General features: G+C 48.2%; 14 protein-coding genes. 13 read left to right on the forward strand and 1 reads right to left on the reverse strand.

The features are described from left to right. Positions 1 to 544 precede the first annotated feature (544 nt). Together HMPREF3090_RS09900 and HMPREF3090_RS01520 are read left to right on the forward strand one after the other, a co-directional pair. Complete coding sequence (locus tag HMPREF3090_RS09900; protein WP_067975487.1) at positions 545 to 1,438, forward strand: methylated-DNA--[protein]-cysteine S-methyltransferase; 894 nt, start codon at positions 545 to 547, stop codon at positions 1,436 to 1,438. Between the two features lie 28 nt (positions 1,439 to 1,466). Beyond that, a complete protein-coding gene (locus tag HMPREF3090_RS01520) occupies positions 1,467 to 2,213 on the forward strand; it encodes an SDR family NAD(P)-dependent oxidoreductase (RefSeq protein ID WP_067975488.1) in 747 nt (248 codons plus the stop codon). 72 nt (positions 2,214 to 2,285) lie between these two features. Here the strand turns inward: HMPREF3090_RS01520 and HMPREF3090_RS01525 are convergent, their stop codons facing one another. Continuing rightward, positions 2,286 to 2,786, reverse strand: a complete 501-nt coding sequence (locus HMPREF3090_RS01525; RefSeq protein ID WP_067975491.1) for an ECF transporter S component — start codon at positions 2,784 to 2,786, stop codon at positions 2,286 to 2,288. A 257-nt stretch (positions 2,787 to 3,043) separates the two neighbouring features. Between HMPREF3090_RS01525 and HMPREF3090_RS01530 the strand changes: the two genes are divergently transcribed. From HMPREF3090_RS01530 to HMPREF3090_RS01580, 11 genes are all read left to right on the forward strand, one after another. Beyond that, complete coding sequence (locus HMPREF3090_RS01530) at positions 3,044 to 4,531, forward strand: FAD/NAD(P)-binding protein (protein WP_067975494.1); 1,488 nt, start codon at positions 3,044 to 3,046, stop codon at positions 4,529 to 4,531. Between the two features lie 9 nt (positions 4,532 to 4,540). Next, on the forward strand, positions 4,541 to 5,134 hold the full coding sequence (locus HMPREF3090_RS01535) for a sugar O-acetyltransferase (RefSeq protein WP_067975498.1): 594 nt from the start codon (positions 4,541 to 4,543) through the stop codon (positions 5,132 to 5,134). Between the two features lie 59 nt (positions 5,135 to 5,193). Continuing rightward, a complete protein-coding gene (locus HMPREF3090_RS01540) occupies positions 5,194 to 5,658 on the forward strand; it encodes a hypothetical protein (protein ID WP_067975501.1) in 465 nt (154 codons plus the stop codon). A gap of 15 nt (positions 5,659 to 5,673) precedes the next feature. Beyond that, the gene (locus tag HMPREF3090_RS01545) at positions 5,674 to 6,033 is read left to right on the forward strand and encodes a metal-sulfur cluster assembly factor (RefSeq protein WP_067975504.1); all 360 of its coding nucleotides are present in this window, start codon (positions 5,674 to 5,676) and stop codon (positions 6,031 to 6,033) included. Positions 6,034 to 6,168: 135 nt separating this feature from the next. Beyond that, positions 6,169 to 6,759, forward strand: coding sequence for a YdcF family protein (locus HMPREF3090_RS01550; RefSeq protein WP_067975506.1), 591 nt, complete (start codon positions 6,169 to 6,171; stop codon positions 6,757 to 6,759). 442 nt (positions 6,760 to 7,201) lie between these two features. Beyond that, entirely contained in the window at positions 7,202 to 8,533 is a 1,332-nt protein-coding gene (gene brnQ, locus HMPREF3090_RS01555) for a branched-chain amino acid transport system II carrier protein (protein ID WP_083272341.1), read from the forward strand. Between the two features lie 115 nt (positions 8,534 to 8,648). Continuing rightward, on the forward strand, positions 8,649 to 9,596 hold the full coding sequence (locus HMPREF3090_RS01560) for an LCP family glycopolymer transferase (RefSeq protein WP_168140246.1): 948 nt from the start codon (positions 8,649 to 8,651) through the stop codon (positions 9,594 to 9,596). A 54-nt stretch (positions 9,597 to 9,650) separates the two neighbouring features. Then, on the forward strand, positions 9,651 to 10,562 hold the full coding sequence (locus tag HMPREF3090_RS01565) for a DUF975 family protein (RefSeq protein WP_067975515.1): 912 nt from the start codon (positions 9,651 to 9,653) through the stop codon (positions 10,560 to 10,562). A 336-nt stretch (positions 10,563 to 10,898) separates the two neighbouring features. Then, positions 10,899 to 11,951 carry a methionine ABC transporter ATP-binding protein gene (locus HMPREF3090_RS01570; protein ID WP_070485770.1) on the forward strand — a complete coding sequence of 351 codons (1,053 nt, stop codon included), beginning with the start codon at positions 10,899 to 10,901 and terminating at the stop codon, positions 11,949 to 11,951. Continuing rightward, entirely contained in the window at positions 11,951 to 12,628 is a 678-nt protein-coding gene (locus HMPREF3090_RS01575; protein WP_067975522.1) for a methionine ABC transporter permease, read from the forward strand. Before HMPREF3090_RS01570 ends, HMPREF3090_RS01575 begins: the two co-directional genes overlap by 1 nt. Positions 12,629 to 12,654: 26 nt before the next feature. Further along, positions 12,655 to 13,572 carry a MetQ/NlpA family ABC transporter substrate-binding protein gene (locus tag HMPREF3090_RS01580; protein ID WP_067975526.1) on the forward strand — a complete coding sequence of 306 codons (918 nt, stop codon included), beginning with the start codon at positions 12,655 to 12,657 and terminating at the stop codon, positions 13,570 to 13,572. Positions 13,573 to 13,679 lie beyond the last annotated feature (107 nt).

The raw sequence follows: 13,679 nt of genomic DNA on the forward strand, positions 1-13,679 counted from the left end.
CCAGAGCAGTCTGCAAGACTGCGGCGGAGACTTGCGAAGTGACAGGAAAGCTGCTAGCACGAACCCGACTAAAGGGTGCGGGGGCTGGCGGTTAAATTGACCAAGATCCAATTAAATGCTGTGATTGTGGGTCAATGATGACCAACATTCAAATAGAGCTTTCGATTGTGGGTTGACATACTGAATAAAACCATCCCCAAAAAGCGGTGGGAGTCCAAAGCCTATCCAGCGACTCTTCTCGATAGGCAGATAGGACTTCCATCGCTTTTTAATATTGAAACGTTTTCACAAACTGTTATAATGAATAGAGAAAGTTATTATAGAAAGGTCCTTGTTAGGAAGACAAAGCGGTTGCGCCTAACACCTGGGACTTTGTCTTAGCGATTGGCCTTCTCTTGTTGCTAGTGGTTGGGACAGCCTTTCTTACCAAATACATGCGCCAGCCGGAAGATAAGGACTAGCTTTTCGCTTTCATCTCTGGGTAAAATTTTGTACACTTGACTTGAAGCTTGGGACGGTCAGATTCAATGAAAGGGGGCTTAGGGTGCTGAGTGCTTATTATCAATCTAAATTGGGAGTCATCCAACTGACTTATCAAGGGGACCACTTATATGGGCTCAGCTTTGACGATGACCTGCCCCAGGATAGTCAACCGGCAGATAGCTGCCCTGAGCTGGAGGAAGTCTGCCAGGCCTTAGATGCTTATTTCGCCGGGCAAGCCGTCCAGCTAGCGCCTGAGAGCCTGGTTCTCCAGGGAACACCCTTCCAGGAGCGGGTTTGGGCCTTATTAAGGGAGATTCCCTATGGCCAGGTAACGACTTATGGCGACCTGGCTAAGACCTATGAAGTCCGTTACCAGACCTCCATGTCTGCCCAGGCAATCGGCGGCGCAGTGGGCCGCAATCCCATTGCCGTACTGGTCCCTTGCCACCGGGTGGTCTCGAGTCGGGGCCAGCTGACGGGTTATGCTTATGGTCCCCAGCGTAAGCAGGCCCTCTTAGAAGGGGAAGGTCTGACTTTCGATGACCGGGGGCAAGTCATTAATTTTTCGCCAATCAACTTAAAAAATAAAGGAGCTGAAGAAATGGAAAAAAAGGATAAATATTTGGTCAAGTATGACCGGTCGCGCGAATTAGATAGCTTCAAAGTCGAGGGCTTTCGCTACTATGACGGTTTGGATGTGATTGATGATCTGAAAGTGGGGACGTCGGTGGATCTCTTGGTAGAAGCGGATAATCCTTATGATTCAGATGCTGTCCAAGTGGCTTATAAGGGGTATCAGTTAGGCTATCTCCCGGCAGATAACAATCACTTCATTAGCCAGTTGCTTTATTTTGGCCATGGGAATATTTTAGAGGCACGAATTTTAAGCCTAAACTTTGACCAGGGCATAGAGCCTCTGATCACCATTCAAGTTCGTATCAAAGATAAACGTTAAAGCAGAATACAAAGGAGGATATTATATTATGTTATTAGAAAATAAAGTTGCCTTAATTACGGGTGCCGGTTCTGGTTTTGGTCGGGCGACGGCCTTACTTTTCGCCAAGGAAGGGGCCAAAGTTGCTGCGGTCGATATTAATCGTGAAGCGGCTGAAGAAACCGTCAGTCAAATTGAAGCAGCAGGGGGCCAAGCCCTGGCTATCCAAGCTGATGTGGCTGACGAAGCGGCTGTCAAAGCCATGGTTGAAGAAACTGTTGAGGCCTACCAAAGCATTGACATTCTCTTCAATAATGCGGGCATCTATGTTCCAGGCAATGTGGAAGAAACACCGCTCGATGCCTTCCAGAAGAGTTTGGCCATCAATGTTACAGCGGCTTTCCTAGCTTCTAAATTTGCTATGCCTTATCTCAAGGAAAACAAGGGGAATATCATTAATACGGCGTCCGCTGCCGGTCTGATCGGCTTCCCTGATGCGGTCTCTTATGCCGCTACTAAGGGGGCAGTGGTGTCTATGACCCAGGCGATTGCCGTGGACTATGCCAGTGCGGGGATTCGCTGCAATGCCATTTGTCCAGGCACAGGTAAAACGGGGATGACTAATGAACTCTTGGAAGACCCTGACATTGCTCAAGGCTTCCTAGCACCTATCCCTATGCAACGCTTTGGGGAAGCGGAAGATGTGGCTAAGGCAGCTCTTTTCTTAGCTTCGGACCTTGGTTCTTATACGACGGGGCATGCCCTCCCTGTTGACGGCGGCTGGACCATGAGCTAATCCACCAGGTTTAACTATAAAATTAGAAAGGACCTCCCTCATCTTCTTGTTTGATGAGGAAGGTCCTTTAGTTTAGTCTTCTATAAAAGCTTGGAGGGCAGGTAGGCGAAGGCGACGGATGCTGCGGTTGAGGGGGATAGCTACGAGGATACCGAAGATATTTTGCAGGGAGTTGCCAGGAATGGATGGGATGGCTGCGGCCCAGTTATAGAGGATCCCTGTCCCAATGGCATAGCCGACCATCATCCAGATACTAGCTAGGATGAGCGCTGTCCAGTTGCCACCGGGTAATTTTTTCTTAGCTAAGTAGCCGGCAATATAACCTTGGAGGCCGTGGATGATAAAGGAAAAGATAATCCACTGGGGATAGCCGGAGATGAGGTCGATAAGGGCCCCGCTGGCTGCACCCACGATGCCGCCAGCTACTGGGCCAAGCAGGAGGGCAGAGGCATAGATGCCTGCATCACAGAGGGTAAAGATCCCGCTAGTGGCTGGAATAGGGATAACGACTAGGATCGATAGGGCAGTGGTGAGTGCCGTCAGAACGGCGATTAAGGGAAGCTTAGTTTTCATGCAAAGGACTCCTTTATCTTAATATTTCTTTAATCTTTAGTATAAGGAGTTTTGGGCTAAACTGCAAATTTTTGTGTAAGGGTTCACATGTTTGAACTTTAAGTCAAAGGGAGACTCGCCTTCAAATAATAGGGACTAAGCGAAGCTTCTGCTGAGCCTTGGCAGTGGCCAGTGAAGTATTGGTAGATGCTTTCGTCTTCTAGCTTAGAAATGTTATAATAAAGAAAGTAAAAGCGAACAAGGAGCGACTAGAGACAATGGAAAAAATTGCGATTATCGGTTTAGGGATTTCTGGCTCGGCTTGTTTGGCAGCCTACCAGCACTTGGCTCAGTCCCATGACTTTGACTTAGTTGTTTTTGACCGTGAGCCTTATTTGGGACGGGGGATCCCCTTCACGGAGTCTTATGAAGGGGCCCTGATGAATACACGAAATGCCGGTCTGACCTATGACCAAGCTTATCCCGGTGATTTTGAAACTTGGCTTAAGGTCAAGGATCCCGACCGCGACTGGCCTGAATATAGCTCCCGCTATCTCTTTGGCAGCTATTTAAGAGACCGGGTGGAGACGCTCTTGGAGAAGCTCCAGGCCCAGCTGGTGAAGGAGTATGTGGCTAAAGTCAACTTCGACCAAGAGGCGGAGACTTGGTGTCTTGAGACCGAATCCGGCCAGGTCTATACGGGCTTCGACCGCATCCATCTTTGCTGTGGGGACTTGGGGACTAGTGACTTCTATCGATTGGAAGGAACGCCCCGCTATCTCAACCAAGCCTATCCCCTAGAGGCTGACCGTTATCAGATGGATGAGGAAGGCTTGCGACGGGTGGCTGTGATTGGGACGAGCTTGTCCGCTATCGATGTGATTAAATATTTGGCCGACATTTGCCAGCCCAATCAAATTTTGGCCTTCTCCCGGGGCAATCAATTTCCGATTGTGAGCGGTAAGGAGGCCGAAGACCTGGCCTGGGCTTATCTCAGTGAGGAGAATTTTCAAGCAGCCCAGGAAGCGGAAGAGGGGTTGACCTACCAGCAGGTCGACCAGTGGATCCAGGCAGAATGCCAGAACATAGGCCTAGATTGGGCAGAATGCCAGGAAGTGAGTCTCAGCCAAGGCATTGAAGGGATCCGACGTGCTCTGGATTGGACCAGCCAAGGAGCGCTTTTGGAGGCCTTGGCCACCCGGGTGACCCGTCTCCTCTTCCATTACTGGCAGTATCTGAGCCTAAGCGACCGTCAGCAATTCGCGGACAAGTACGACAAGGTCTTTTCCCTGGCCAAGGGTAAGATGCCCCTGGATTCAGCTCAGCGCTTGTTAGACCTAGCCGATGAAGGCTGCCTCAGCTCCTGTTCGGGTGTTGAAGAAATTGTTTATGATAAGCAGACTGGGCTCTACTACCTGCTCGACCAGGAGGGCATGATTATTGAAGAAGTGGACTATATTGTCAATGCGACAGGGATCAATCTCGATTTAAGGCAAGCTTTACCCCAAGATAGCCTCCTCTATAACCTGCGTGACAAGGGCTGGTTGAATCCTGATCCAGCCCAGGGAGTTAGCCTAGATGTCAACCGCTACCAGCTAATTTCGCCGCGCTTTGGCCGCTTAGACCATGTCCATCCCCACGGCCTCTTAATTGCTCCCTCGGTCTACCACAATAATTCAACGACCACCATCCAACGCTATGCCCAGGATGTGATCAACTGGCACTATTGCGGCCAAGACTACCGACAATCAGGACTCTGGCCTTAGGAGGTATATATGTTAAGTCACTATGAAAAAATGCGCGCCGGCCAATGGTACGACGCCAATTATGATCCGGATATCCTCGCCAAGCGAGAAGCAGCAAAAAGCAGGGCCCATCGTTTCAACCAGGTCGATCCTGCTGATCGCAAAGAAGCTGAGGCTGCCTTAGCTAAGCTGCTAGGGGACCTAAGTGAAGGCCTGGAAGTCATGGCACCGCTTTATGTGGACTACGGCGACAATATTCACTTCGGCAAGCACTGCTTTGTCAATCACGCCTGTTACTTTATGGATGGGGCCCGAATTGAATTCGGGGACCATGTCTTTATTGGCCCTTATTGTGGCTTCTATACGGCAGCCCATCCCCTGAGGGCAGAAGCCCGCAATGCCGGCTTGGAGCAAGCCCGACCTATTAAGGTTGGTTCTGACTGCTGGTTCGGGGCTAATGTCTCCGTGATGCCAGGCGTCAGTATCGGTTCGGGCTCTGTGATTGGGGCCGGGTCGGTGGTTACCAAGGATATCCCAGAGAACTCTCTCGTCATGGGGGTCCCCGGCCGGGTGATTAAGACGATCGACCAGGACCAGGGCAATTCATTTACAAATGAGCCTTAGAATGTTAGAGTTAAAAAGCGAGATCTTGAAAACGACAACAAAATAGTAAGGAGTTTGTCATGCCAGCAATCCAGGAGATTTTAAGCCAATTATTTAAAGAAATGAAGGTCCCTGTAGAATACCGGCCTTTAGATGATGGCCAGCACCTCTTTGCCTTAGCTTATCAGTTAGGGGAAGACAAGGTCGTGCCTTGCCATATCATTGCCCGGGACTTTAACGAGGGAGAAGCCACTACGGACTTTCAAATTAACTACCGCCAGCTCTGCCAGGTGGAAGATTACCAACAGACGGCCAAGGCCCTCGAAGTCATCAATGATTTGAACCGCGAAAGGAGCGGCTATTACAACCTGATCCTCTCGGGCGATGGGGAAATCTATACGCGTTGCCTATCGCGGACCGGTGAGGACGTCCGGGTACTCTATGAGCTCATGACTTTGGGTGCTAGCGTTGCCCGGGACCTCTATCCGCGACTGGAGCAAGCCATCAATAATAAGACCGTCAAAGTCGCTGAACGATCCGAATAAAGAAAGGAAGTTTATATGAGTGAAGAAAATTTTACCGACCTTTCCAAATTTGAAGACTTGAAACTTATGGACGAAGCCCTCTATGAGGAGTGCATCCAGGCCTTAGAGCAAGTCATTGACCCAGAACTTGGCATTGATATTGTTAACCTGGGTCTGATTTATGACTTGCTCTATGACGGGGAGGGCCATCTCCTGATTAAGATGACCCTAACCACTATGGGCTGTCCTCTCCAGGATGTGCTCATGGAATCGGCAGCCATTGCCCTGGATGATGTCGATGCGATTAAAGAAATGAAGATTGACTTGGTTTGGGTGCCTGCTTGGACAACCAAACGTCTTTCGCGTTACGCCCGCATCGCTTTAGGGATCCGCTAATTGATTGAAGGAAGGGGCCGACTTGGAAGCTCCCTCGCTTGGTCCAGAAAAGCTGGACCGATGGAAAGCCTAGGGGAGGGCACTGTGAGGACTTAGGTCTCTTAAGGAATCACGACTAGGCTTGGAAAGGTGCATATGAAACGATTTTTTTTAGGAGCCATTCTAGCTCTCGGGCTAGCTTTGGCTTTTATTTCTTTGTCATATTTTGTGATCATGGATCATTTAATTGTGGATGAGACGCCCAAGCAAGCTGATGTGATTATTGTGCCAGAAGGGATGATTACAGAGGAGCGGGCCGAACGGGCGGCTAACCTTTACCGGGGAGGCTATAGCCGGTCTGGTAAGCTGATTGTGTCGCCCTATGACCAAATTAATGGCGCATACTATGCCGAGCATGGGGTGCCAGAGTCCGCTATTGTCAATGATGCCACAGCGACCTCTACCTATGAGAATGCGACCCATAGCTTGAAGATGATGGAAGAGGCAGGCTATAGCTCCGCTTTGGTTGTTTCTTCAGACTATCATATGCTGAGGACCAAGATGATCTTCGAGCGGGTCAACCGTCGCTATGGCTTCGACCTTACCTTCGTTGCCGCCTACCACCGCCAGGGCGACCACTGGGTGACTTGGAAGGAAGGACCGGACTATATCCAAGACTTTGCCCAGCAAGAATTCTACAAGTACTGGGCTTATCTCTTGTATCTTTATCATTTTGTGAACCATTAGGAGGCTGGGACAAAAGTTCCGGCCTCTTTTTAAAAAGCGAACATTTTTCAAAAACGTGTTCCAAAAGTCAGGCATGACATCCACTTCACGAACTATGTCCAATCGTTTACCAACGATTTCCCATAGTTTGTGGACAGTTGCTATAGCTGTTCGAAGCGCAGCGAGTTACAGATATAGTATGCGTTAGCTGGTTCAGGCCTGATCGACTTTTATCACACTCTCTTTGCTTTTTTAACAAATTGTGCTTGGGAGCATGCTTTGCGCTTTTGAATTTGGACCTTAAAATTTTATTGGATACCATGATTTTATCTTCAAGAATAGGAGAAAATGATAGGATAGAGATAGTGCCAGCCTTATCCTCATTATAAAATAATTTAAGTGCCTTTGATTTATGCTAAAATTTTAATCATTGGTATAAATTTGCGAAAGAGGAGTGATTGCATTGAAGAATCAACACCAGACTTTGAGTTGGCGTCAGTCAACCGTCATCGGGTCTATGTTATTTGGTTTATTTTTTGGGGCCGGGAATCTGATTTTTCCCGTTCAAATGGGTCAGGAAGCTGGAGCTAATCTCTGGCCGGCTGCTCTCGGTTTTGTGGTAACAGCGGTGGGTTTGCCCCTCCTATCTGTGGTAGCTATTGGAGTATCCGGATCTAAGGGACTCAATGATATGTCGGAGCGGGTCCTTCCCAAGTACGGGCATATCTTTACGGCACTCTTGTACTTTGTCCTTGGGCCGCTCTTATCGATTCCCAGGACAGCGACGGTGTCTTATGAAATTGGCTTTAGTCAGTTTACCCAACATCCGCTCTTACTCTTTGCTTATTCGATTTTCTTTTTTATTTGTGTGGCTTATTTTTCTCTCAAGCCATCAGGGATTATGACCTGGGTGGGCAAGTGGATGAACCCGGTCTTTCTCATTTTTCTAGCCTTGATTTTAGCGGGCGTCCTATTGACTGGGGATAGTTTTTCCTTTACCGCTTTTCCGGTTGCTCCTAAGTACCAGGAGGCGCCCTTTCTTCAAGGTTTCTTAAATGGTTACAATACCATGGATGTGATTGCTGGCTTGATCTTTGGCATCTTGGTCGTGCGGTCCATCCACCAAGTTGGGGTGACAGAAGACCGGGACGTAGCCATGGGAACCATTAAGAGTGGGGCCTTGAGCATGGGCTTGATGGCTGTGATCTATTTCCTCCTGACCATGTTGGGGGCCCGGAGCTTGGAAGACATTGGCCTGGCCCAAAACGGGGGCGAAGCCTTGATCCAAATTGTATCCACTAAGTTTGGCGTCTTTGCGGGGATCCTGCTCTTCGTGGTTATGTTTGTGGCCTGCCTCAAGACCGCCATTGGCCTCATCGTCTCCTGTGCGGAAACCTTTGCGGAGATCTATCCCAATGTGCTCGACCAGGAGAAATGGACCTATGTTTTTATCGGGATTTCCTTTGTGATTGCTAATGCGGGCTTGAATGCGATTTTGGCTTGGGCAGTCCCCTTCTTGGCCTTTATGTACCCCCTCTCGATTGTGATTGCCCTCCTTCACTTGGTGCCAGCTTGGACGAAGCGACCAGTGATTATGCGCTGGACCCTGGGCTTTACCCTGGTTCCTGCTTGCTTTGACCTCCAGCATGCCCTGCCTACAGGGTCAATTCCAGCTTTAGATCATTTTGCCACGGCCGTTTTTCCATTCTATAGCTATGGTTTTGCCTGGGTCCTCCCCGCCATTCTTGGCCTCTTCATTGGTCTCGTTCATTCCTATGTTATTAGAAAAGATTAAGCGATTTATCCAAAACTCCAGTTGGCAGTGACTGGAGTTTTTTGATTATAATTGTACTGTTGACCAAAACGCTTTATAATAAAAGTAGAATACGATGATAGAAAGGAAGGGTATGATGCCTCAACGTGACCACTACCGACGACACAAGAGGAGAATATGGCCTTGGATCCTGGCCGGTCTTGCCCTCTTGGTCCTAATTGTTCTAGGGGGGACTTACTTTGGTGCTAAGCAGGTAGCAGACGACCTCTATGCGCCAACTCAGGGGAGAGACCAGGCCAAAGAATCTGCTGAACGCAATCCGAAATTAGGAGAAGATCCCATCTCTGTCCTCTTGGTAGGTATGGACTCAGGCAATGGCCGGACTACTGGAGAACAGAATACGGATGCCCTCATCCTGCTGACTCTCAATCCCAAGACAGGGTCCGCTAAAATGCTGAGTATTCCCCGGGATACCTACAGCGAACAAGTTGGCACGAAGATCAATGCAGCCTACGGACAAGGGGGGATTGAGGCGACCATTGGAGCTGTCCAAGAGCTCTTGAATGTTCCTGTTGATTACTATGCCTTGGTCAATATGACAGGCCTAGTGAATATTGTGGATAGCCTAGGTGGCATCCAGGTCGATAACCCGCTCAGCTTCAGCAACATGGGCTATAGCTTCCCCCAAGGTCGTATTACCCTCCACGATGGTCAGGAAGCCATGGCCTATATCCGCATGCGCTACGAAGATCCGGAAGGGGACTTTGGCCGGGCCCGGCGTGAACAAGTGGTTCTCAGAGGAATCCTAGATTCTCTGCGTTCCGTTCAAAGCCTGACCCACCTCAAAGACCTATCGGATATCGTCCGTCAAAACGTCCGCACAGACCTCCAGCTGTCCGATATGATGGTCCTGGCCAAGGACTACCGCAATACGGCTGATGCCATTGAGCAGGGGGTCCTCAAGGGGACGGACGATATGTCAACAGGAACTTATCTGAGCATTGTCTCAGAAGAAGACCGCCAAGAGGCTTCCAACCGTCTGCGCCAACACCTGGAACTGCCTAAAGCATCTCTAAGTGACTAAGGGCAAGCTTCCAGCTAACCGTACACTTTGCAAGCCATTAAGGAGGCAATTCAAATGAAACTTGACCTAAGTAATCGAACCATCCGTCAGCACGAAAAACCCATCAGTCACAGTAATTTTTGGCGCATTTTAGGGGATATGGTGATTGGCTTTCTTGTTGTTTTTGCCCTCGACTATTTGATTGACCAGTTGATCAGCTTGGATCCCCAGCAAGGCTTGACCATTCGCTTTGGCTTGACTCCCTTGCTCAACCTGATCTCAACGCTAGCTTCCAGTCTTTTCTCTATGGGGATCATGTGGGGCTTAGTGCGTCTGGTTCGCCATGGCGGCTCCTATGACCAGGGAAGCTTGGTTCAGCCCTTTAAAGAAAAATTGGGCCGCAATATCTTAGCCCTCTTCTTGCTTGCCTTAATTGGCTTAATTCCAACGATAGTAGTGGGGGTTCTCTCTGGCTTCGGTTTTATGAGCGCTATCATACTGTCTACTGAAGAATGGCAAGGCTATGCAGCCTTCTTTGGAATTTTTATTTTAGCAGGGATCATACTAGGGATTATCGCCACTTGGTTGGACTTGTCCCTAGCTATGGTTTCGCCGCTCTTGGGTGATTATCCCGAGATGGGAGCTTGGCAAGTGATGAAGGAAAGCTTCCGTATGATGAAGGGCAACCGCTGGAAACTTTTAGGCTTAATCCTAACTTATATCTGGATTCCAATCCTAATCGTCATCGTCAGCATTGTCGCTTTCTTTGCTTACGCCATTGCTACAAGTCCTGTGCAAGGGCCTAGCTATGTCCTGGCTTTCTCACTCTTCTTCTTTGCCCTCTTAGTAGCGGCCTTAATTGGACTCTATTACAGTCTGCGCCTGAATGTGGCCAAGGCCCTCTTCTACACCGCCCTAGAAGATAAGGAAAAGGGAACGTCTTGCTTCCCTGGACAAGGTTTAGCTGGGCAAGGCGAAGCCCTCTAAGCGATTCAATTAAGCTCAAGGCCTTGTGCCTTGGGTTTTTTAGTGATCATGAATAAAATTTCACAATAAGCTAAGAAAAGCTTGTCTTAAATGATAAAACGATGTGCAATCTCCGTGTTTTATCATTATATAGTGATCGTTTCAATCGATCAAAGGCTATTGGAAATCAATGCTTTCTAAAAGCTAAAAAAATGATAAAATAAATTAGTATAGATACTTGTCTACTTTTCTTAAAAAAAGCAGATGAAAAATGAATCGCTGAGGTTCATTGGCAGTTAAGGAGCCAGCCATGTATTTGGACTGAGGCTTCAATTGAGAGAGTAAAGGATGATAGCTATGATTGATTTACAAAATGTCGATGTCACCTTTGATACAGCAAGTGGTAAAGTCCATGCCGTTCGAGATGTGAGCTTGTCGATTGCTAAGGGTGAAATCTTTGGTGTGATTGGTTATTCTGGGGCCGGGAAGTCGACCTTAGTCCGTACCATTAACATGCTCCAAGCTCCAACTAGTGGGACGGTGCGGGTGAGTGACTATGAAATGACCGCACTCAACAATAGTGACTTAAGAAAGGCCCGCAAAAATATCGGGATGATCTTCCAACACTTCAACCTGATGAATGCGCGGACGATTGCCGGTAATGTGGCCTTCCCCCTCCAGGATTCAGGCTTATCCAAGGAAGAAATTCGTGAAAAAGTAGACCGGCTCTTAGAACTGGTTAATTTATCGGATCGTCGGGATGCTTATCCTTCCCAATTATCTGGGGGACAAAAGCAGCGGGTAGCGATTGCTCGGGCCCTAGCCAATGACCCTGACGTTCTCCTCTGTGACGAGGCAACGTCAGCCTTGGACCCTAAGACAACCCGGTCGATTTTGCAATTGTTAAAGACTGTCAATGAACAGCTCGGAGTCACCATTGTCATTATTACCCACGAGATGAGCGTGATTAAAGAAATTTGTGACCGGGTAGCGGTCATGCAGGATGGTTATGTGATGGAAGAAGGGTCAATCTTTGATATCTTCTCCAATCCACAGACTGAATTAACTAGAAACTTTATTGAGTCAGCGAGTCCGACTGAGAAGGGAATTGCTTCCGTCCTAGCTAATTCCCAGTTGGTCGATGTGAACTCTTCTGATCGAATTATCCGCATTGACTTTGCGGGTGCGGATACAGGAGACCCTCTGATAGCCCGGCTAGCACGCGATTTCGGCGTTCTTCCAAGTATTCTTTATGCGAATATTGAAGTGCTCCAAGGCATTCCGACAGGGACCATGTTGGTATCGATTAGTGGGGATGACCAAGCCATGGCTGATGCCGTTAAGTTTATTGACGACAATGGCGTTAAATGGCGGGAATATCAAGTTGAAGGAAATGGTGGTGTTGAATAATGGATTTTTTAACGAATTTATTGCCTAATGTGAGTGAAATTCCAGACGAATTTGTCACAGCGACGATTGAAACGATTTATATGACCATCCTGACCTGTATCATCGGTTTTGCCCTGGGGATTGTGGTGGGGATCTTCCTCGTTCTGACCATGCCGGGTGGCTTGAAGGAAAATCGTGTGGCTTATAGCATTCTGGATAAGATAGTGAACATCTTCCGTTCCATTCCTTTTGTTATTATGATGGCCCTCTTAGTGGGCGTTACCCGCTTTATCGTAGGGACTTCAATCGGGACAACTGCCGCTATTGTGCCACTTGTTGTGGCCACAGTGCCTTTCTTCGCCCGTCAGATTCAGAATGCCTTGATCGAAGTGAATCCGGGTGTGATTGAAGCCGCCCTCTCTATGGGTTTGAGCACTTGGCAAATCGTTAGTCGTGTTTATCTTAAAGAAGCACTGCCAGGTATTATCCGGGTTTCTGCCTTATCGATCATTAATGTGATTGGCTTAACCGCTATGGCCGGTACCATCGGGGGTGGGGGCTTGGGTAACCTGGCTATCACCCGGGGTTACAACCGTTTCCAAACCGACGTGACGATTGTTTCAACTATCATTATTCTGATTATTGTCTTTATTTCCCAAGCGGTTGCTGACTGGTATGTCCGCCGCATTGAGCATTAGATTAACAATTAAAGGAGAATTTATTTATGAAAGCAAGTTTTAAAAAATTAGGGCTCTTAACAGCGGCTGCCTTTGCCTTGGTAGCTTGTTCGAACGGGGCTAGCAGTGATGACCAAGCAAGCAGCGGTTCATCCGCTGAGCCAACCAAGCTCAAGGTAGGGGTAGTTGGCGATGTGGAACGCGAAGTATGGGAAGATGTTGCGGAGCGTGCTAAGGACAAGGGGGTTGACCTAGATGTCCAAGTCTTTACCGACTATGTTCAACCTAACAAGGCTTTAGCTGATGGATCACTCGACCTTAACGCCTTCCAACACATGGCCTTCTTGCATGACTTCAATGGCAGTGAACAACAAGACCTCCAACCTGTCGGCTATACTTATATTTCAGCCATGGCGGCTTATTCCGACAAGGTTGAGTCATTGGATGATCTCAAAGATGGCGCTGAAATTGCTATCCCTAATGATGCAACCAATGGCGGTCGGGCCTTGCTCCTCTTAGAATTAGCAGGCGTGATTGAAATTGATGACAATGCTGGCATTTCACCAACCCCTAATGACATCACCGAGAATCCAAAGAATGTTAAGATTACGGAATTGGATGCGGCTCAAGTGCCACGTTCACTTGGGGATGCCGATGCGGTTGTTGCCAACACTAACTATGCCGTAGATGCTGGTTTGAATCCCTTCAAGGACGGGATCTTCATCGATACCGAAGATTTAGCCAAGGTTGGGACCCAGTACAAGTGTATCATTGCCACCCAGAAAGACCGTGCCAATGATGAAGCCATTAAGAAGGTTGTTGAAACCTATCAAACGCCTGAAACAGAGGCCAAGATTAAGGAAGTAACCGATGGCGCTGACCAAAAGGCTTGGTCTGATAATGATAATATCTCTGCAGATTACAAGGCTCTCGATGAGCAAGTGAAGGCTGCCAAAAAGAAATAGTATTGATTAGCTGGTTTCCCAGTATTACTTTGGAAGAAGTGTGCTGGGAGCTAGCTTTTTTCTTGGCTTGGCTCGGTCTAGATGAAAGCCTTATCTTTTGCTATAAT

Origin of the sequence: Aerococcus sp. HMSC23C02 (genome assembly GCF_001806805.1) — a bacterium.
Lineage (GTDB): Bacteria > Bacillota > Bacilli > Lactobacillales > Aerococcaceae > Aerococcus > Aerococcus sanguinicola.